We start from the raw sequence: 19,210 nt of genomic DNA on the forward strand, positions 1-19,210 counted from the left end.
TTATTAGAGTATCTTCAATTCTTAATCAAGAGAAATCCAGAGTGATTTTAAAGGATCATAAATCCTGTGTCTATTATCAAAGAATTGAATACTTGATTGTGTAATCAAAGTTTTGCTTTTTAAAAGTAATTCAATTTGACGCTGCGGTTTTTTAACGAATTGTATTATTATTATCTAATTTAAATTGTCATGCCAATATATCATAAACTAGGAAGTATTCCTCCCAAAAGACATACCCAGTTTGAAAATCCAAAAGGAGGTTTATATTATGAACAACTCTTTGGTACAGAGGGTTTTCATGGAAATTCCTCATTATCTTATCACATTCATCGACCGACTCAGGTCAAAGAAATCTTAAAATCATATTCAGTCGAACCCAAAATTGCGATCGGGAAAAACATAAAATCCTTATTGCTGAAAGGTTTCGAACTGAAACCCGAAGATGATTTTTTAGACAGCCGTAAAGCCATGCTGGTCAATAATGACTGCATCATAGGATTGGCAGCACCCAGAAAATCTTTGACTGCCTATTTCTATAAAAATGCCGATGCCGACGAAATGATTTTCATTCACAAAGGCAAAGGAAAACTCCGCACCATGCTTGGGAATATTCCTTTCGAGTATGGCGATTATCTGATCATCCCGCGGGGCATCATTTACCAAATCGAATTTGACTCAGAAGAGAATCGTTTGTTTTATGTAGAATCCCATTCTCCATTTTATACGCCCAAACGTTATAAAAACCAATCTGGACAACATTTGGAACATTCGCCGTTTTGTGAACGTGACTTCATATTGCCAAATGAATTGGAATCTCATGATGAAAAAGGAGATTTTGTCATTAAAATCAAGAAAGAAGGAGTGATGCATGAAGTAGTGTATGCAACGCATCCTTTTGATGTGGTGGGCTGGGACGGTTACAACTTTCCGTACGGTTTCAGCATTCACAATTTTGAACCTATAACTGGGCGTGTGCATCAGCCGCCGCCAGTACATCAAACATTTGAAACAGGAACTTTTGTGGTTTGTTCGTTTGTGCCAAGACTGTATGATTATCATCCAAAATCCATTCCGGCGCCATATAATCATAGCAATATTGACAGCGATGAGGTACTGTATTATGTAGACGGTGATTTCATGAGCCGCAACAATATCGAGCAGGGATATATTACACTTCACCCAAAAGGAATTCCGCACGGACCAGCTCCAGGAGCAATGGAACGAAGCATTGGTCACAAGGAAACTAAGGAATTGGCCGTAATGGTTGATACCTTTCACCCCCTTATGGTGACCGAAGCGGCTATGGGAATAGATGACGGACTGTACTATAAATCTTGGGTAGAGTAAGTCATTACGAGGAACGAAGTAATCTCACTTAGTATATCAATTTAAAACAATCACATTTAATAAATTAATAAGGAGCTATTTCCTGCTATCCGTTGCAATCTTTTATTTTTTAAAGAAAAAAATAAAAGGATTTCCACTGCTATCAGGGCTAGGGCTTTAGAACAATCAACAACATTTCGGTTTATGAAATTAACAATTAACCGATTAAACAAATAAACATCATGGCAAAAGAAATAAAATCAGTAGAATACGGATTAGAAAAAATATTCGAAGGAGCGCAGGATTTCCTTCCGCTTCTGGGAACCGATTATGTTGAATTCTATGTAGGGAACGCAAAACAATCGGCACATTATTATAAAACCGCTTTTGGTTATCAGTCATTGGCCTATGCCGGACTGGAAACAGGAGTAAAAGACAGAACTTCTTATGTATTAAAACAAGACAAAATCCGAATTGTTTTAACCACTCCATTAACGCAAGATTCTCCTCTTCACGATCATTTGAAAAAACACGGAGACGGAGTAAAAGTAGCCGCACTTTGGGTAGAAGATGCCAGAAGCGCATACGAAGAAACCATGAAACGTGGTGCGCGTTCTTTTATGGAACCAACGGTGGAGCAGGATGAATTTGGTGAAGTGATTCGTTCCGGAATCTATACGTATGGAGAAACGGTTCATATTTTTGTAGAAAGAAAGAATTACAACGGTGTTTTCTTGCCAGGATACAGAGAATGGAAATCCGATTACAATCCAGAACCAACAGGTCTTAAATATATAGATCACATGGTAGGGAATGTGGGTTGGAACGAAATGAACACTTGGGTGAAATTCTACGAAGATGTTATGGGATTTGTAAATTTTCTTTCTTTTGATGACAAACAAATCAATACCGAATATTCGGCTTTGATGAGTAAAGTGATGTCAAACGGAAACGGAAGAATTAAATTCCCAATCAACGAACCAGCCGAAGGAAAGAAAAAATCACAAATCGAAGAATACTTGGATTTCTATGGAGGACCAGGGATTCAGCACATCGCCATCGCTACAGACGATATTATAAAAACAGTTTCGGAGTTAAAATCAAGAGGTGTGGAGTTCTTATCGTCGCCACCGCATACCTATTATGAGGCGATTCCTGAAAGATTGGGAGTACACATGGATATGATGAAAGAAGATTTGAATGAAATAGAAAAACTGGCCATTATGGTAGATGCCGATGAAGACGGTTATTTATTGCAGATTTTTACCAAACCAGTTCAGGATCGTCCCACTTTATTTTTTGAAATTATTCAAAGAATGGGAGCCAAAGGTTTTGGTGCGGGGAACTTTAAAGCCCTGTTCGAGTCAATAGAGCGCGAACAAGAATTGCGAGGAACTTTGTAAAATTCAATTATTTTTACATTATCAAAAAAAATAATAGTTAAAGAACCCTTAAAGTTGCAAATGTTGTGTTAAACTTGAGTTTTTGCTAAAAAAACGTTGATTGATAGCATAACTTTGCACTCGCAAATGAGGAAGGGGTGGTTTCCTTCTTAGTTTCATATAAATTTTCATAATTTATAGTTTTTTGGTTAGTTAATAGCATAAAAACTCGGTCATTAATTTGACTGAGTTTTTTTGTTTTAATACATTTGAGTTTATCTTAAAATGAATCGAATCCGATGAAAAAAATTATAATTTTCTTGTTAGTGGTTATCACTTTAGGTTTCGATACGCAAAAAGAAGAAGCTTTTGCAGGAGGAGAATTTCTAAGGTTTAGATTGCATTATGGGTTATTGAATGCGGGTTATGCAACCATCGAAGTTAAAGACGAAACATTAAACAATCTGCCTGTTTATCACGTTATTGGTAAAGGGTATTCTACGGGCATGACCAAATTCTTTTTTAATGTTGAAGACATTTATGAAAGCTATATAGACAAGGACAACAGAAATCCATACCGTTTTGTTCGAAAAATTAATGAAGGAGGCTATACCAAAAATCAAGAGGGGTTTTTTAATCAGCGAACCAACAGGATATTGGTGAAAGATTATAAGCATAAAACAGAAAAAGCCTTCGACTTCCCTAAAAATGCACAGGATATTCTTTCCTCATTTTTTTATCTGCGCAATTATCCAAGTATCAATAAAATTAAAGAAGGTGAATCTGTTATTATTGATATGTTTTTTGACGGTGAGATTACAAAATTTAAGTTAAAATTCATAGGTAGAGAAGATATTAAAACTAAATTTGGAGTCGTTTCAACCATGATTTTTAGACCTTTGGTGCAGTCTGGCCGTATATTTAAAGAAGAGGAAAGTTTAACATTATGGATTTCAGACGACTACAATAAGATACCTGTTCGAATAAAAGCAACACTATTGGTAGGGTCTGTCAAAGCGGATTTGGAAGATTACAAAGGGTTAAATAATCCGTTTAAATTAAAAGCAAAATGACAATAAATGATACCACAGCATCAATTTTAGATGAAATTGATCAAAAATTCCAAAAGATTAATCAAAAAACAGAAACCCATCTTGAAGGATTGCTTTGGTCGAAACCAATAACATATTGGGATTACATTCAAACAGATGCGTTGTTGAATCTGCAGATTCAGAGAACAACATTGCCGGATGAAATGGTTTTTATCATGTATCATCAAGTCAATGAACTGCTTTTTAAAATGATACTTTGGGAAATGCATCAGATTTCATACGCTGAAAAACTGACAACTGTTTTTTTTGCTGAAAGGTTAATGAGAATTAGCCGTTATTTTGATATGCTTACTACTTCTTTTGATATTATGGGCGACGGTATGGAAGTTGAGCAATACATGAAGTTTAGAAATACGCTGACCCCTGCGAGCGGTTTTCAAAGCGCACAATACAGGATGATAGAGATTGCCTCGACTGATTTAATTAACCTTATCGATTACCGTTTTCGTGGAATTATTGACAGAAATACACCTTATGAACACGCCTTGGATCACATGTATTGGCAAGCTGCAGGAAAGGATCATCAAACAGGAGAGAAATCCTATTTGCTATTGGAATTTGAGCGAAAATATAAAGCGTCATTTATAGCGCAAATGAAAGAATACAACACGATAAACCTTTGGCAGAAATTCAAGCAATTGCCAGATGCTGACCGTGAAAACACCGAATTAGTTAAGGCGATGCGCCATTATGATCATACAGTAAATGTTACTTGGGTTATGGGACATTTGAATGCTGCCAGAAAATATATTGATAACGGTAAAGGAGACGGTGAGGCTACTGGCGGAAGTGATTGGAAAAAATATATGCATCCCAGATACCAAAGAAGGATTTTCTTTCCAGAGTTGTGGAGTGAGGAAGAATTGGCTAATTGGGGTGTAGAAAACTAAAGATAAAAAGAGATAGCTTGAAAAAAATAATTGTAATTATAGCAGTGCTTTTTTCCTTAATTTCTTGTAATAAGGATAAGGAAGTCGTAGAAAATCAAGTGATTCCAAAATCTAAAAAAAGTGATTTTGGATTTAAGTTTTCTGATTTTAATGTTGTTCAGGATTCTGTAAAATCTGGAGATACTTTTGGAAGTATTCTGCAAAATCAAAATATTGGGGATAAAAAAGTATTCGATATTGTAGCTCAGGTAAAAGATACTTTTGATGTTCGGACGATTAGAATAAATAAACCGTATACATTGCTTCGATCCAAGAATAAAACGAACACATTAAATGTTTTTATTTACCAGCCGGATGCATTGCATTATTATGTAATTGATTTGAGAGATTCAATTGCAAAAGCTTCTAAAAAAACAAAACCCTTAACATTAAAACGCAGAACAATTGGAGGTGTATTAAAAGGATCATTATCTGAAACTTTAGAGAATGCCAAAGTGGAAGGAGCATTGGCTAGTAGGATATCTAAGATTTTTGCATGGTCTATTGATTTCTTTAAGGTTAAAAAAGGAGACCGTTTTGGTTTGACTTTTACAGAGCGCTACATCAATGATTCTATTTATGATGGTGTTGACAGTCTGCAGGCGGCTTTTTTTGAATATAAAGGCAAAATCATTTATGCTTTTCCATTTGAGCAAAATCAAGGCTCAGGCAATATGGATTATTATGATGAAGATGGGAAAACGCTGAAGAATTTCTTTCTTAAAACGCCAATCAAGTTTAGCCACATTACCTCTCATTTTAGTTCTAATCGTTTTCATCCTGTGCAGCAGATCTGGAAAGCGCATAAAGGGACGGATTATGCCGCGCCTTATGGAACGCCAATCTCTACAACTGCAGCTGGAATTGTTGAGCAAACAGGCTATACGGCCGGTAATGGAAACTTTGTAAAAGTAAAACATAACAAAGTCTATTCGACTCAGTATTTACACATGTCCCGAATATTAGTAAGACGCGGACAGCATGTGACTCAAGGACAGACTATTGGTCTGGTAGGAAGTACAGGATTGGCAACTGGACCGCACGTATGTTATCGTTTTTGGAAGAACGGAGTTCAAGTTGATGCTTTGAGATTGAAACTGCCTAGTGGGGAACCGATGAACCCAAAAAATAAACAAAGATTTTTAAAGAAAATTGAACCTTTAAAATTTGAGCTGGACAGCGTTTCTAATTTGTAATAAAACAATATTTATTCTGTTTTTTGCTATAGCTGTAAATAATAGCAAAGAAATAATATGCTTGTCTTTAGCCTTGATCGAAGCAATATCTTTTTATTTTTCCTTTAAAAATAAAAAGATAAAGCGTAAAGTAGGTTTCATATTTCTGAAAATTCCTAATGTTTCTGCTTCAAAATTAAATTAGCACACTCTGTTTTTTGGGTTGCTTATCTATGTTAATTTATTTTATTTTTTGAAAATAGGTTGTGATATAATTGACTGATTTTAGTCCATTCAAACTTAATTCAGTAAATTTGCACAACATAAAAAATAAGAATAAAATGGCTTTAAATACAATAAACCCAACCGAAACTTCTGCTTGGAAAAAACTGCAGGCACACTATACTGGAATACAAAATGCTTCAATGGCAGCTATGTTTAAAGCTGACACATCGAGAACAGAAAAGTTTCATTTGAAATGGAATGATTTTCTGGTTGATTACTCTAAAAACAGAATTAGCCAAGAGACAATTGATTTGTTGCTTGAACTGGCAAATGAAACAGGTTTAAAAAATGCTATTGCTGATTATTTTGGAGGAGCAATTATCAACCAAACTGAGAATAGAGCTGTTCTGCATACTGCTTTGAGAGCCAAAGAATCGGCAGTAATCAATGTAGACGGCGTGAATGTAATGCCGGAAGTATATGAAGTAAAGAACAAAGTAAAATCATTTACAGAAGAAGTAACTTCAGGAAAAAGAACAGGATATACGGGAAAACCATTTACTGACATTGTAAATATAGGTATTGGTGGTTCAGATTTAGGTCCTGTTATGGCTGTTGAAGCATTACAATATTATAAGAATCATTTAAATGTACATTTTGCATCGAATGTTGATGGAGATCATGTAAATGAAATCATCAAAAAGCTAAATCCGGAAACTACCTTATTTGTAATTGTTTCTAAAACATTTACAACTCAAGAAACTTTAACTAATTCTGAAACCATTAAAGCTTGGTTTTTAAAATCGGCCAAACAAGAAGATGTTGCGAAACATTTTGTGGCGGTTTCAACGAATATTCAAAAAGTAACTGAGTTTGGAATCAATCCAGAAAACGTATTTCCAATGTGGGACTGGGTTGGAGGACGTTTTTCTCTATGGAGTGCTGTAGGTCTTTCTATAAGTTTAGCGGTTGGTTTTGAAAATTTTAATGATTTGTTGGCTGGTGCTAATGAAATGGATGAACATTTTAAAACAGCCGATTTTGACAAAAATATTCCGGTAACATTAGCATTGTTAAGCGTTTGGTACAATAATTTCTTTGGTGCAGAAAGTGAAGCTTTAATTCCGTATACTCAATATTTGCAAAAATTAGCTCCTTATTTACAGCAGGGAACAATGGAAAGTAATGGTAAAAGTGTTGGCCGTGACGGAAAACCGGTTAATTATGAAACGGGAACTATCATTTGGGGAGAACCGGGGACAAATGCACAGCACGCCTTTTTTCAGTTAATTCACCAAGGGACTAAATTGATTCCTTCTGATTTCATAGGATTCGTAAAACCGTTATATGGAGATGAAGATCATCATGATAAACTGATGTCAAACTTTTTTGCTCAGACAGAAGCTTTGATGAATGGAAAATCTCAAGAGCAGGTTCAGGCAGAATTTGATAAGCAAGGATTAAGCGCTGAGAAAGCAAGTGTTCTTTTGCCTTTTAAAGTGTTTTCTGGAAATAAGCCTACTAATACAATTTTGATTCAGAAATTGACGCCAAAATCTTTAGGTTCATTGATTGCTATGTATGAGCATAAAATTTTCGTGCAGGGTATAATTTGGAATATTTTTAGTTTTGACCAATGGGGAGTTGAACTAGGAAAGCAATTAGCCAATTCAATATTAGCCGAAATTAATTCTAAAGAAGTTAAAAATCACGATAGTTCAACACAATTTTTATTGAATCATTTTTTAGAAAACAAATAGAATTACTTTTAGTAGTTTAAAAAAATCGAAAAAGCCCAGATATTTGAAAATCTGGGCTTTTTTTGTGAATAAGAAAGTATGTTTTTTTAATTAATTCAAAACAAAAGTATTCTTTCTTAATTTTTAGTTGTTGTATTGTCAATAGTTGGGCAAAAATATTAATAAAAAATTAAAATATTAATTAATAAATATTAATATGCTTATTTAGTATGCGTGAATACTAAAATGTGCAATTTCTTAAAACATTGTTAACATTAATTCGTTGAAATGTTATAATTTTGCCAAAAATATTTAAACTAACAAGAATGAAAACAATGAAAAATTGGTTACTCTCTGGATTACTGTTTTTGATGGTATCAACTGTATTTTCACAAGGAAAAATTACAGGAGCTATTACAGATGGACAAAATCCGTTACCTGGAGCAAATGTTGCTATCAAAGGTACATCAGCTAGTGCTTCAACGGGTTTTGATGGTAAATTTACTATTGATTCTAACGTGAACTCTGGGCAATTGATTATTTCGTATATTGGTTTTGCAAGCCAAACTGTTGATTTTACTATTTCAAATGGTGTTGCTGATTTAGGGAATATTATTTTGGTATCTTCTAATGAATTAAGTGAAGTAGTGGTTAAAAGTGGGGTTATTGACTTAGCAAAAGACAGAAAAACACCAGTTGCTGTTTCGACAATTAATGCTACTGAGATTCAGGCAAAATTAGGTTCTCAAGAGTTTCCGGAGGTTTTAAAAAACACACCTTCTGTATATGCTTCAAAAGCAGGCGGAGGTTTTGGAGATTCAAGAATTGTTATTCGTGGGTTTGACCAAAAAAACATTGCTGTAATGATTAATGGGGTTCCTGTTAATGATATGGAGGGTGGTTCTGTATATTGGAGTAACTGGGCAGGTTTGTCTGATGTAACTTCTGCAATGCAGGTTCAAAGAGGTTTAGGAGCGTCTAAGCTTGCTATTTCTTCTGTTGGAGGGACTATCAATGTTATTACAAAAACGTCTGATATGAAAGAAGGCGGTTCAGTTTCGTCTAGTTTTGGTAATGATAAATATTTAAAAACACAGGCATCTTACAACACTGGTGTAATGAAAAATGGACTTTCTGCTTCGGTTTTATTCAGTAGAACTGCAGGAGATGGTTATGTTGACGGAACTAAATTTGAAGGCTACAATTATTTTATGGCTTTTGGTTATAAAATCAATGACAAAAACAGTATTCAATTTACTTTTACAGGAGCGCCTCAATGGCACAACCAAAGATCAACTTCTCCTTTGTTAACTGATTTCTTAAAATTTGGAAGTGACGGTAAAACACCAAACATTAAATACAACTCGGATTGGGGTTTAAGAAATGGAGAAGAGGCTAATTTGAAAACAAATTACTACCACAAACCGGTAATGAGCCTTAACTGGGATTATGATATTAACTCAACTACAAAATTTTCAACTGTTGTTTACGGTTCATGGGGTCGTGGTGGAGGATCAACTTCTAATGGTGGTATAAAAGGACAAAATCCATATTCTCCAAATAGTACATTGAGAACTGCAGATGGAATAATTAATTTTGATTTAATTGATGCATGGAACTCAGGACAAACTACTACATTAGGAACTAGAACTAAAATAGCTGATGGATCATACCAAAACAGTACTGATACAGGTAGTAATAAAGTAGGTACAGCTACAGTTATAAATACTACTTCGGGTATTACACAATACTCTTCTGTAAACTCACACAACTGGTATGGAACCGTCTTAAATTTGGATAAAAAATTATCTGATAGTTTTAATATAAACTTTGGAATTGAAGGAAGAACATACACAGCTGTTCACTACCAAACTCTTAATGATTTATTTGGTGCAACTAATTACCTTGATAAAACAAATAAAAGTGCTACTGGTGTTGCAGCTCCAACAGTCTTGTCTACTACTTACGCACCAAGACCAAACGGAAATCCATGGGTAAGTACCGATTATCAAGAGAGATTAGGTTATTCGTATGACAGTAAAGTTAATTACTATGGAGCTTTTTCTCAATTAGAGTATTCAAAAGATAATTTATCTGCTTTTATTCAAGCAGCTGTTTCATCACAAGGTTATAAGAGAGATGATCACTTTAGCTATGCTGCAACAAACCCTCTTTCAAGTACTGATTATGAAAATCTTACAGGAGGTGATGTAAAAGCTGGAGTTAATTATAACATTAACGAACAGCATAATGTTTTTGTTAATGGAGGATTTTATTCTAAACAACCTTTCTTTACATCTGTATATCCTAACTTTCTTTCCGTTGTTAATGATAAGTTAACAAATGAGAAAATTAAAGCTGTCGAACTTGGTTACGGTTTCCGTTCAAGAATTTTCACTGCTAATTTAAATGCATATTATACTACTTGGGATGATAGATTTACAACTGGTACAGATCCTGATGCAGCAACAAACCCTGGAGGACTATATACTTTTTCAGGTGTTAATGAAACACATACAGGGGTAGAATTAGACGTTACAGCTAGACTAATTGATAAGTTAAAACTAAACGGAATGATTTCTATTGGTGATTGGAAATATGATGGAAATGCTACTAGTAATCGTTTTGATAGTTCATATCAACCAGTTGCTGGAGGAACTGCTCAAACTTTATACCTTGATGGTGTAAAAGTTGGAAATGCTGCTCAAACGACAATGGCACTTGGTGCTGCTTACGAAATCTTAAAAGGTCTTAATGCTGATGCAAACCTTAACTATTCTGAAAAACTATACGGAAACATTACTCCGTCAAGTTTTACAAGCGCTACCAACAAAGGTGCTATGGAATTACCTGGTTTTGCGACAACTGACGCTGGTGTATCATACAAATGGGTATTAGGTGAAAAATTAGGAGCATTAAACTTCAGATTTAACGTAAACAACGTTTTTGACAAAATATTTATCAATGAGTCTTTCACAAATTTTTTTGCTGATGACATCAAAACAGCCGCAACAGGAACAACTCCTGCGGTAACTTATGCACAAGCAGGAGCTCTTTATAATGGAGTTGCTACAGTAAATAAAGTGTACTTCGGATATGGAAGAACTTGGAACTTTACTTTGCGTTACGAATTCTAATATAGAATCAATAACGTACAGAAAACCCCAATCGCTTTTTAGTAGATTGGGGTTTTTTTATGACTTTTTTGCTTATATTTGTTTAAATTAAAAAACCATTTATGTATACGATTTTACAAAAATTTCACTCAGGTTGGGCTTATATTGCATTGTTAGTTCTTGTTGTCGCAGTTATTAATGCCATAATAGGAATGTCTTCCAAAAAAGAATTTACTGCCAAAGACAGGAAAATTGCTTTGTTTGGATTAATTGGTATACATGTTCAATTACTGATTGGTTTAATTTTATATTTTGTATCTCCGTTAGGCTTGGCTTCTTTTGGGCAAATGTCTGACAAAGCATTGCGTTTAACTTCATTAGAACATCCCTTAATCAATCTTATCGCTATCGTTTTAATCACTATTGGCTGGTCAAAACATAAAAAAGTAACTACAAGTGAGTCAAAATTTAAAGGCTTCACAATATTTTACGGCTTAGGATTAGTGCTTATTTTGAGCAGAATTCCTTGGTCCTTGTGGTTCTAACCCATTTTTAAAAATCCTGAAAAGGATTTTTTTTTACCCATAATTTTTTTGCTTTCAAAGTTTCACCTAATAAACTATAAATGAAAAAAATAATCACACTTTTATTTTTACTGGCCAATATTGGGATAGTAAGCAGTCAAAGTACTATTATTAACAGCAAAAAATTTTCCATTAATAAAGACACTGTAAAAAAAACTGCTAAAACGGCAGAAAAAGTTGTTGAACCAGTTGCTATCGCCCCAGATACTGTAATTGTTGAAACTGGAAAGTTTGTATTATTTAAAAAAGATGCCCATGCCTCTTATTACCATGATAAATTTAATGGTAAAAAAACGGCTAGCGGAAAACGATTTGACAACAATAAGTTATCAGCCGCGCATCGAAAATTCCCTTTTGGAACTAAACTCCGAATTACCAATGAAGCCAATGGCAAATTTGTAATTGTAGAGGTAATCGACAGAGGTCCTTTTGCAAGAGGAAGAGAAATCGATTTAAGCAAGAAAGCTTTTATGGATATTACTTCCAATAAAAGGGGTGGAGCTGTGATTGTCAAAATCGAAGAGCTGCGAAAGTGATGGCTGTTAGTAATTAGTGAAGAGTGATTAGCTTTTGATTGTTGATGAAATTTAGTATAAAAAATTTCAACTCTACAGCATTTCAAAAAAAGTAAAATTCTATTTTTCTAAGTTACATTTTGCTAATCACCAATTAATCAAGTATTTACCAACTCTTAAACGAATTTTTGCTCAAATAAGCATTGTAATATCTTTTATCATTGGTTACTTCTGTACCAAGCCAAGCGGGTTTTTCGAAAGATTCTGTCTCCGACTGCAGTTCTATTTCAGCCATAATGAGCCCTTCATTTTCGCCATAAAACTCATCAATTTCCACAATATGACTGCCCGATTTGACTTCAAATCGGGTTTTGTCGATTACGCCTGTTTCGCATAAAAGCAATAATTTTTCGGCTTCGTCTAGAGGAATTTCTTTTTCCCATTCAAAACGGGACAAACCGGATTCGTTAGAAATTCCTTTTATGGTCAAAAAACCTTTTTCGCCTTTTATGCGTACTCGAACGGTTCTTTCGGGTACGGAACTCAAATAACCTTGCTTTATTCTGTTTTGATCAATAGCTTCTGCTTTGAATGCATCCGAAGTAACCAAAAATTTCCTTTCTATTTCTGTCATTACATGTGTTTTTAGGAGCTGTTTCCAGCTGTACACTATATTCCCGATTAACAAAAACTACGACAAAAAAGCCTTGTTTTTTTAAATCGGGAGATGCCGTTTCCATCTGGGCTAGTCAGTGCATCAAAGATATTCATTTATTTTTTAACAGTTTCGAGCTTTCATTTTTTTCAAAACGGTTTAAATTTGTAGTATGTCCGAACCGTTTCCACATAGAAAAATTATACACATCGACATGGATGCTTTCTATGCTTCGGTGGAGCAAATGGACAATCCCGAACTGCGCGGAAAACCCATTGCAGTTGGCGGTGCCGAAAATCGGGGAGTGGTTTCGGCAGCCAGTTATGAAGCCCGAAAATTTGGAGTCCGTTCTGCGATAAGCGGTGTTTTGGCCAAAAAAAACTGTCCTGAGCTTATTTTTGTCCGCCCGCGTTTTGATCGATACAAAGAAATCTCAAAAAAAATCCACAAAATATTCCGTGATTATACCGATTTGGTAGAGCCTTTATCCTTAGATGAAGCCTATCTGGATGTTACCAAAAACAAGAAAGGTAATCCCAGTGCCAGTTTATTGGCACAGGAAATAAGGGCTAGAATTTTTAATGAAGTTGGGTTAACGGCTTCGGCGGGAATTTCGGTCAATAAATTTGTGGCCAAAATTGCAAGTGATTACAATAAGCCAAACGGTCAAAAAACGGTTAATCCAGATGAAGTTATTGCTTTCTTAGAACAATTGCCCATTCAAAAATTTTATGGGGTGGGAAAAGTCACTGCCGAAAAAATGTTTCAGCTCGGTATATTTACCGGTATGGATTTGAAATTGAAATCGGTTGAATTTTTAGAAAAACATTTTGGCAAGTCGGGTGGTTTCTATTATAATGTTGTTCGTGGCATTCACAACAGCGAAGTAAAGTCCAACCGGATTACTAAATCAGTTGCTGCCGAACATACTTTTGACATCAATCTTTCTTCCGAAATATTTATGATCGAAAAACTCGAAAAAATAGCGCAGGAATTGGAACGCCGTTTAAAAAAACACCAAATTTCGGGTAAAACCATTACACTGAAAATAAAGTACAGTGATTTTACACAACAAACCCGCAGTAAAACCATGCCTTATTTTATTGCCGATAAATCATTAATTTTTGAAACAGCAAAAGAATTATTATACCAAGAAAGAATGAAAGATTCGGTGCGGCTATTAGGAATTTCATTAAGCAACTTGAATACAGAAATCAAGAAAACAATTGTGGTACAGCTCAAATTTGATTTTTGATTTTTTTTGAGTTACTGAGAGACTAAGTTGCTAAGAAGCTAAGTTTTTTCTTGATTGTGTTTATTTAGGGGCTTAAATTATGAAAAACTTAAACACCTAATATTTGTAGAATTTTTGAAACTGTTTTATTGTTGCTGCTGTTCAATATGGTTTATTTGCTCATTTATTTCTTGTGGCATTTCTTCCAGTTGAACATCATTCATCTCTTCATAATGACGGCCATCTTCATATCCTATAGAAACACTAACGGATAGTGTTTGTCTTGCCAGTCCCTTGAAAGTTCCTTTAATTAAAGTACAATCATAAAAATTTCGGCCAACAGATAGTTTCACGTGGTTGTCCATGGTCCAAATATTATTTGTTGGATCCAGTCCCTGCCAGCCTTGCGTTGGAGAATAAATTTCGACCCAGGCATGAGTGGCTCCTTCGCCTCTGAGCCCGCTTTCGTTAGGGCAGATGTAACCGCTTACATATCTGGAAGGAATACCGGCAGTTCTTAAAAACTGCAGTAAGACATGCGCAAAATCTTGGCAGACACCTTTTTTTAAGACCAAAATTTCATCAATTGTGGTGGCTATATTGGTGATTCCTTTGGTGTAGGTAAAATTGTTAAATATATAAGCATTGCATAATTGAGCAATGGTAATAATTGAGTTATTGGCTATATTAAAGGTTTTCAAAACAGCATCAATATCTTGTTGTTTTGTGATTGTTTCGGGATAGCTAAGTCTTAATAGCGTGATGTCATTATTTTTTTCTTCTTGTAACTCTTTTGCGGTAACATCTTCAAATTCGGGGATTTTTAACGAATGACTCACTCGAACCGTCATTCGAGATTCGATTGTCATTTCATTATGCGCTTCCAGATTATTGAAATTCGCTACACGATTTCCGTAATAATCCCGAAAATATTCTATTTCGGGATCATGCGAAATTAAGAGTTGGTGGTCAAGAACTTCTTGATCCTTAAAGTGATGAGGGAACAAGCGGATTTCGTTTATACTTTCTTTTATGGGCCAGGTGTATTGGTATTTAGTGATATGTATTATTTTAAATATTGCCATAAGATCTAAGTGTAGGAGAAAAATAATTTTGAAAAATCGACAGAAAATTGGTTAAGCTGTGTTTTTGTAGTTTCTAAAACCTCTTCTAATTGTTTGTTTGTCATGTGGTGGTAATCCGTATAGGCTATGTAGCTTTTTAATCTTCCAAATTGATTGTATAATGTTCGGGCTTCACTTAATTCATTGTCTTTTACAAGGCAATCTAAATATTTATTTATTAAGTCTAAAGTAAAGATTACGGAATGCGCAAAATCTTCATTAAAAATAACATGTTCAACGATTTTTCTATTATGCTTAATATTGCTGTAACTTTTGAGATACAATTCATAACCAGATAAGGAAAGCAAGAGCCTTTTCCAGTACATAACATCTTCGTTTCCGTCCAAATCGTAATTAATCGGAATATAATAGGCCTGTGTCATTGATATTGTCTGCAGGCATCGTTCTATTAGTTTGCCGATACTCGAAAAACTCCAGCCAAGTCCTCTTGGCATAGTAACATGCAAAATACCATTATAAAGCAGTAGTTCTTTATTGAGTTTGTTTACAACCTTTAGAGCATCGGAGCTTTCCAGTTTTCTGGGAAGTTCAGGCGAATTCATATAGTGGTAGAGCGAATTGATATGTTCCCAAAGTTCTTTGGTAATTTTATCTTGTGATCCTCTGGCATTTTCACGTGCTTTTACAACCAGATTTTTAACCGAATTATGATTTTGACTGTCGCAAATGATATATTTTAAAACAAAGGCGGTGTCGTTTTGCTTTTCTTCTATTTGATCGTATGTCAAATTAGTGTAATAGTTCAATAATGGCTTGTATCCTTGGCAATCATCGGTTTCTTTATCAAATGACAGAATATAGCTTGTGCTAAGAGTTAGTAACATCCCGTCTGTTCTTTCCATATATCTGTTGAGCCAGAACATCCCGTCTGCAACTCGGCTTAGCATGTTTGCTTTCATTTGAATCGATTTTTGAAATTGAGATAATAGCATTTGATTTTAAGAAATCGCATGATTGTATTTTCTTCTGATGCAGGTATCCAAATGGAATGCATCAGAAGAAATTAAAGGTTATACCAATTCTTTTTTCTAGCATTTGTAAATAATAGGTTCGACTATTGTTTCGAAAATAGATTCTATAATTGGAGCTTGAGAGTCCATTTTAATTGCTATTTCTTTTTTCGTTGAATGATTTGAAACGATTAAAGCTTCTGTGTTGAGTAAAAACATCCCGTTTGTAACTCGACTTGTCATAATTGTTTTCATAGATGCAAAATTCATTGGTTATTGATTATGTTGGAATATTGTCTTTGTTTATTGTTTTTTTAAGGCAATTTCATGGATATGGTTTAAAAATTTAAAAAGTTGAATTTGATTTTCTTTACAAATTGAATGATTTTATTTTCCGATGTCGTGTTTGTAGTTATTTCTAATTTGGGTACAGTCAGCGTTTCAGTAAATTTTATTTTTGCCTTTTTTATTTTTTTTGCTTTTTTTTTACTTGGTTTTATCTCGATATTTATTCCGTCGAAAGGATCTGCAAGCGGATCAAAAATTATATTTTGCGATAGTGTTACACTTGATGTTTCATCATTAGGAACAGCTTTAAATTCTTTAGGTTCAGAATGGTTTAAATGTTCTAAAACCATTTCTGGCAAAAAAGCAAATTTTGTGCTTCCGTTTTTTTCGGGGTTTGTTCTATTCTTTTCCATTTTGATTCATTTTAAAAATTAAAGCGAAATTACTTTATGATCCAAGTGTCTTTACTTCCTCCTCCTTGAGAAGAGTTTACGACCAATGAACCTTCGGTTAGTGCGACTCGAGTAAGACCTCCAGGCACAATTTCTACTCCATTGGGTCCGCATAAAGCATAAGGTCTTAGATCTACATGGCGTAATTTCAATTGGCCATCGATTAAACAAGGGACTGTGCTAAGCTGAATAATTGGTTGTGCTATAAAATTTCTAGGGTTGGCCAGTATGGCTGTTTTCCCGTTTTCAAGTTCTTCTTGGGTTGCTTTGTTTCCCATTATCATTCCGTATCCGCCACTACCATTGGTCTCTTTGATTACCATGTTTTCCATGTCGGCAAATACTAGTTCTCTTTCTTCTGGATTTTCCATTTGGTATGTTGGAACATTTTTAAGTATAGGTTCTTCGTTAAGGTAATATTTTATCATATCCGGAACATAAGCATAGACTGCTTTGTCATCGGCAACGCCATTTCCTACTGCGTTTACTAGAGCCACATTCCCGTGACGATAGGCGCTAATTAGTCCTGGAACACCCAGTGTGCTTTCTGGTTTAAAAACCAATGGATCAAGATAATCATCGTCCAGACGTCTGTAAATAACATCCACTTGCTGTAATCCTGAAGTGGTTTTCATATAGACTTTATTGTTGTTAACCACTAAATCTCTTCCTTCTACAAGCGGAATTCCCATTTGTCTTGCCAGAAAAGTATGCTCATAGTATGCCGAATTATAAACACCAGGCGTAAGCAGAACCACATTGGGCTTAGATACATTTCGGGGTGAAAGCGAAATCAATATGTTGTGAAATATATTTGGATAGTTCCCTACGGTATTTACTTTATTGGTGGCAAGCATATCCGGAAAAATACGTTTTGTGATTTCACGGTTTTCCAGCATATAGCTCACGCCGCTTGGGCATCTTAGATTGTCTTCCAGAACATAGAATTCTCCTTTAGCACCGCGTATTAAGTCGATTCCAGCAATATGCACATGTATATTATGCGGTACTTTTATTCCGTGAACTTCCTGTATATAGTGAGGGCATGAGGCTACCAATGAAGTGGGGATAATGCCGTCTTTTATAATGTGCTGTCCATTATATACATCCTCCAAAAATAAATTCAGCGCTTTTAACCGTTGTTTAATACCGGTTTCTACTTCGCTCCATTCTGCTTTAGTAATAATCCTGGGAATGATGTCAAAAGGAAAGATTCGTTCTATCCCCTGATTGTTATCGCTGTAAACAGTAAAGGTTATTCCCTGATTCATGAATAAATCCGAAGCTTGCAGTTGTTTGTCATTTAGGCTTTCAGGAGTTAAGCTTTGTAAGGTGTTCAGCACTTGAGCATAGGAATTTCTTACTCCTTCATTAGAGAACATTTCATCCCAACCTTTTGGGTTTAATTGTGGTGTCAGTTTAATCATGTTTCCCTAGTATTAAATAATCAACAATTTTGTGTAATAGGGTGTTTTTGATTGCTATTAATGCTAAGTTATTAAATTATTATCAGTAAAAACAATATTTTGATGATTATTTTTTAATTTATGCGATTTTGTTTTTTAACGTATCTTTTTTTAATGATTTTAAACTTTTTGAATGCATTTTTTTTTGATTTCGTATTGGCTAAATTACTAATAGTCTAAGATTGAGTTCTATTTGGATAAAGGCTGTAGAGTTTTGAGCAAAAAAAAGACCATCATTGCTGATAGTCTTTTTATTAAGCTTCGTGTCTGTCTTTTTCCTCACATAATAGCGCATAAAAACCTCTAGCGCCCAAATCCCTGATTACATCGCTTATAACAGCCACCTCAATCCCAAACATTTTATGGGAAGTAGCCTTGTGACCATGCTCGTTTTGTCCCAATAGATTCTTGTCGGCATATCAGGTTCATTTTTGGAAGTGTAATCAAATAGCGATGATTTTTACATATCATCCCATTTTTTATTAAAGAAACTCAGATGTTCAACTTTCACTTTTTTAAGTTCAATCCCTGTTTTTTTCCACTAATCCATGTGAGATGTGTCAATGAACCATCATACAGCTTCATAGCAATATTAGGATGCAGTCTAAATTTTCGTGAGCTTTTTTATTCTTTAAATAGGAGAACCTTATAATATTTTTCATTGTCTGTTTCTACCAACCAAATTCCTTCATTGGAAAAAATGGTTTGAAAATAAATTCTATCACTTTTTTGTGGAATATTTTTTAAATACGCTAAAAGTTTTGGATCTAAATCTATGTCAACAAATGAAAGAGGAGCAAATACTTTTCTTAGCAATTTTTTACTTTCATTTGTATTACTTATAAAAACATTTGTTTTTTCAAAACCAGTATTTATAATGGTTTGTCTCCTTTGGTGGTTGAGAAAGTGAATGAATT

Annotated in this window: 16 protein-coding genes; 10 read left to right on the forward strand and 6 right to left on the reverse strand. The window is 34.6% G+C overall.

Annotated features, from left to right (window positions below; translation table 11 throughout):
• Positions 1-189 precede the first annotated feature (189 nt).
• The 9 genes from CLU83_RS17665 (at position 190) to CLU83_RS17705 (ending at position 12,124) form a co-directional block, all read left to right on the forward strand.
• Positions 190-1,347: a homogentisate 1,2-dioxygenase gene (locus CLU83_RS17665; protein WP_100432829.1), complete on the forward strand. Its 1,158-nt coding sequence runs from the start codon at positions 190-192 to the stop codon at positions 1,345-1,347.
• Positions 1,348-1,568: 221 nt separating this feature from the next.
• On the forward strand, positions 1,569-2,729 hold the full coding sequence (gene hppD, locus CLU83_RS17670; RefSeq protein WP_100432830.1) for a 4-hydroxyphenylpyruvate dioxygenase: 1,161 nt from the start codon (positions 1,569-1,571) through the stop codon (positions 2,727-2,729).
• A gap of 278 nt (positions 2,730-3,007) precedes the next feature.
• Positions 3,008-3,781 (forward strand): DUF3108 domain-containing protein, encoded by a 774-nt coding sequence (locus tag CLU83_RS17675; RefSeq protein ID WP_100432831.1) that lies wholly within the window; start codon positions 3,008-3,010, stop codon positions 3,779-3,781.
• The gene (locus CLU83_RS17680; RefSeq protein ID WP_100432832.1) at positions 3,778-4,710 is read left to right on the forward strand and encodes a tryptophan 2,3-dioxygenase family protein; all 933 of its coding nucleotides are present in this window, start codon (positions 3,778-3,780) and stop codon (positions 4,708-4,710) included. Before CLU83_RS17675 ends, CLU83_RS17680 begins: the two co-directional genes overlap by 4 nt.
• A 17-nt stretch (positions 4,711-4,727) precedes the next feature.
• Positions 4,728-5,945 (forward strand): peptidoglycan DD-metalloendopeptidase family protein, encoded by a 1,218-nt coding sequence (locus CLU83_RS17685; protein WP_100432833.1) that lies wholly within the window; start codon positions 4,728-4,730, stop codon positions 5,943-5,945.
• A gap of 320 nt (positions 5,946-6,265) precedes the next feature.
• Positions 6,266-7,909: a glucose-6-phosphate isomerase gene (gene pgi / locus CLU83_RS17690; RefSeq protein WP_100432834.1), complete on the forward strand. Its 1,644-nt coding sequence runs from the start codon at positions 6,266-6,268 to the stop codon at positions 7,907-7,909.
• 305 nt (positions 7,910-8,214) lie between these two features.
• Positions 8,215-11,025, forward strand: coding sequence for a TonB-dependent receptor (locus CLU83_RS17695; RefSeq protein WP_100432835.1), 2,811 nt, complete (start codon positions 8,215-8,217; stop codon positions 11,023-11,025).
• Positions 11,026-11,126: 101 nt separating this feature from the next.
• Positions 11,127-11,549, forward strand: coding sequence for a hypothetical protein (locus CLU83_RS17700; RefSeq protein ID WP_100432836.1), 423 nt, complete (start codon positions 11,127-11,129; stop codon positions 11,547-11,549).
• Positions 11,550-11,629: 80 nt separating this feature from the next.
• Positions 11,630-12,124: a septal ring lytic transglycosylase RlpA family protein gene (locus tag CLU83_RS17705; RefSeq protein WP_100432837.1), complete on the forward strand. Its 495-nt coding sequence runs from the start codon at positions 11,630-11,632 to the stop codon at positions 12,122-12,124.
• A 145-nt stretch (positions 12,125-12,269) separates the two neighbouring features.
• Here CLU83_RS17705 and CLU83_RS17710 read toward each other — a convergent pair whose 3' ends face one another.
• Positions 12,270-12,737 carry a CYTH domain-containing protein gene (locus tag CLU83_RS17710; RefSeq protein WP_100433789.1) on the reverse strand — a complete coding sequence of 156 codons (468 nt, stop codon included), beginning with the start codon at positions 12,735-12,737 and terminating at the stop codon, positions 12,270-12,272.
• Positions 12,738-12,930: 193 nt separating this feature from the next.
• Between CLU83_RS17710 and dinB the strand changes: the two genes are divergently transcribed.
• Entirely contained in the window at positions 12,931-14,013 is a 1,083-nt protein-coding gene (gene dinB, locus CLU83_RS17715) for a DNA polymerase IV (protein ID WP_100432838.1), read from the forward strand.
• A 125-nt stretch (positions 14,014-14,138) separates the two neighbouring features.
• On the opposite strand, the gene CLU83_RS17720 is transcribed toward dinB, so the two are convergent.
• The 5 genes from CLU83_RS17720 to CLU83_RS17740 form a co-directional block, all read right to left on the reverse strand.
• Entirely contained in the window at positions 14,139-15,077 is a 939-nt protein-coding gene (locus tag CLU83_RS17720) for a transglutaminase family protein (RefSeq protein ID WP_100432839.1), read from the reverse strand.
• A 5-nt stretch (positions 15,078-15,082) separates the two neighbouring features.
• A complete protein-coding gene (locus CLU83_RS17725; RefSeq protein WP_100432840.1) occupies positions 15,083-16,036 on the reverse strand; it encodes an alpha-E domain-containing protein in 954 nt (317 codons plus the stop codon).
• Between the two features lie 389 nt (positions 16,037-16,425).
• Positions 16,426-16,788 carry a hypothetical protein gene (locus CLU83_RS17730; RefSeq protein ID WP_100432841.1) on the reverse strand — a complete coding sequence of 121 codons (363 nt, stop codon included), beginning with the start codon at positions 16,786-16,788 and terminating at the stop codon, positions 16,426-16,428.
• Between the two features lie 29 nt (positions 16,789-16,817).
• Entirely contained in the window at positions 16,818-18,254 is a 1,437-nt protein-coding gene (locus CLU83_RS17735; protein ID WP_100432842.1) for a circularly permuted type 2 ATP-grasp protein, read from the reverse strand.
• A 663-nt stretch (positions 18,255-18,917) separates the two neighbouring features.
• Positions 18,918-19,109, reverse strand: a complete 192-nt coding sequence (locus tag CLU83_RS17740; RefSeq protein WP_100432843.1) for a hypothetical protein — start codon at positions 19,107-19,109, stop codon at positions 18,918-18,920.
• Positions 19,110-19,210 lie beyond the last annotated feature (101 nt).

The sequence above is a fragment of the Flavobacterium sp. 1 genome (assembly GCF_002797935.1).
Classification (GTDB): domain Bacteria; phylum Bacteroidota; class Bacteroidia; order Flavobacteriales; family Flavobacteriaceae; genus Flavobacterium.

Coding starts and splice junctions, on each gene's coding strand:
- CLU83_RS17665 (WP_100432829.1), top strand. CDS start 190: ATGCCAATATATCATAAACTAGGAAGTATTCCTCCCAAAAGACATACC.
- hppD (WP_100432830.1), top strand. CDS start 1,569: ATGGCAAAAGAAATAAAATCAGTAGAATACGGATTAGAAAAAATATTC.
- CLU83_RS17675 (WP_100432831.1), top strand. CDS start 3,008: ATGAAAAAAATTATAATTTTCTTGTTAGTGGTTATCACTTTAGGTTTC.
- CLU83_RS17680 (WP_100432832.1), top strand. CDS start 3,778: ATGACAATAAATGATACCACAGCATCAATTTTAGATGAAATTGATCAA.
- pgi (WP_100432834.1), top strand. CDS start 6,266: ATGGCTTTAAATACAATAAACCCAACCGAAACTTCTGCTTGGAAAAAA.
- CLU83_RS17695 (WP_100432835.1), top strand. CDS start 8,215: ATGAAAACAATGAAAAATTGGTTACTCTCTGGATTACTGTTTTTGATG.
- CLU83_RS17700 (WP_100432836.1), top strand. CDS start 11,127: ATGTATACGATTTTACAAAAATTTCACTCAGGTTGGGCTTATATTGCA.
- CLU83_RS17705 (WP_100432837.1), top strand. CDS start 11,630: ATGAAAAAAATAATCACACTTTTATTTTTACTGGCCAATATTGGGATA.
- CLU83_RS17710 (WP_100433789.1), bottom strand. CDS start 12,737: ATGACAGAAATAGAAAGGAAATTTTTGGTTACTTCGGATGCATTCAAA.
- dinB (WP_100432838.1), top strand. CDS start 12,931: ATGTCCGAACCGTTTCCACATAGAAAAATTATACACATCGACATGGAT.
- CLU83_RS17720 (WP_100432839.1), bottom strand. CDS start 15,077: ATGGCAATATTTAAAATAATACATATCACTAAATACCAATACACCTGG.
- CLU83_RS17725 (WP_100432840.1), bottom strand. CDS start 16,036: ATGAAAGCAAACATGCTAAGCCGAGTTGCAGACGGGATGTTCTGGCTC.
- CLU83_RS17730 (WP_100432841.1), bottom strand. CDS start 16,788: ATGGAAAAGAATAGAACAAACCCCGAAAAAAACGGAAGCACAAAATTT.
- CLU83_RS17735 (WP_100432842.1), bottom strand. CDS start 18,254: ATGATTAAACTGACACCACAATTAAACCCAAAAGGTTGGGATGAAATG.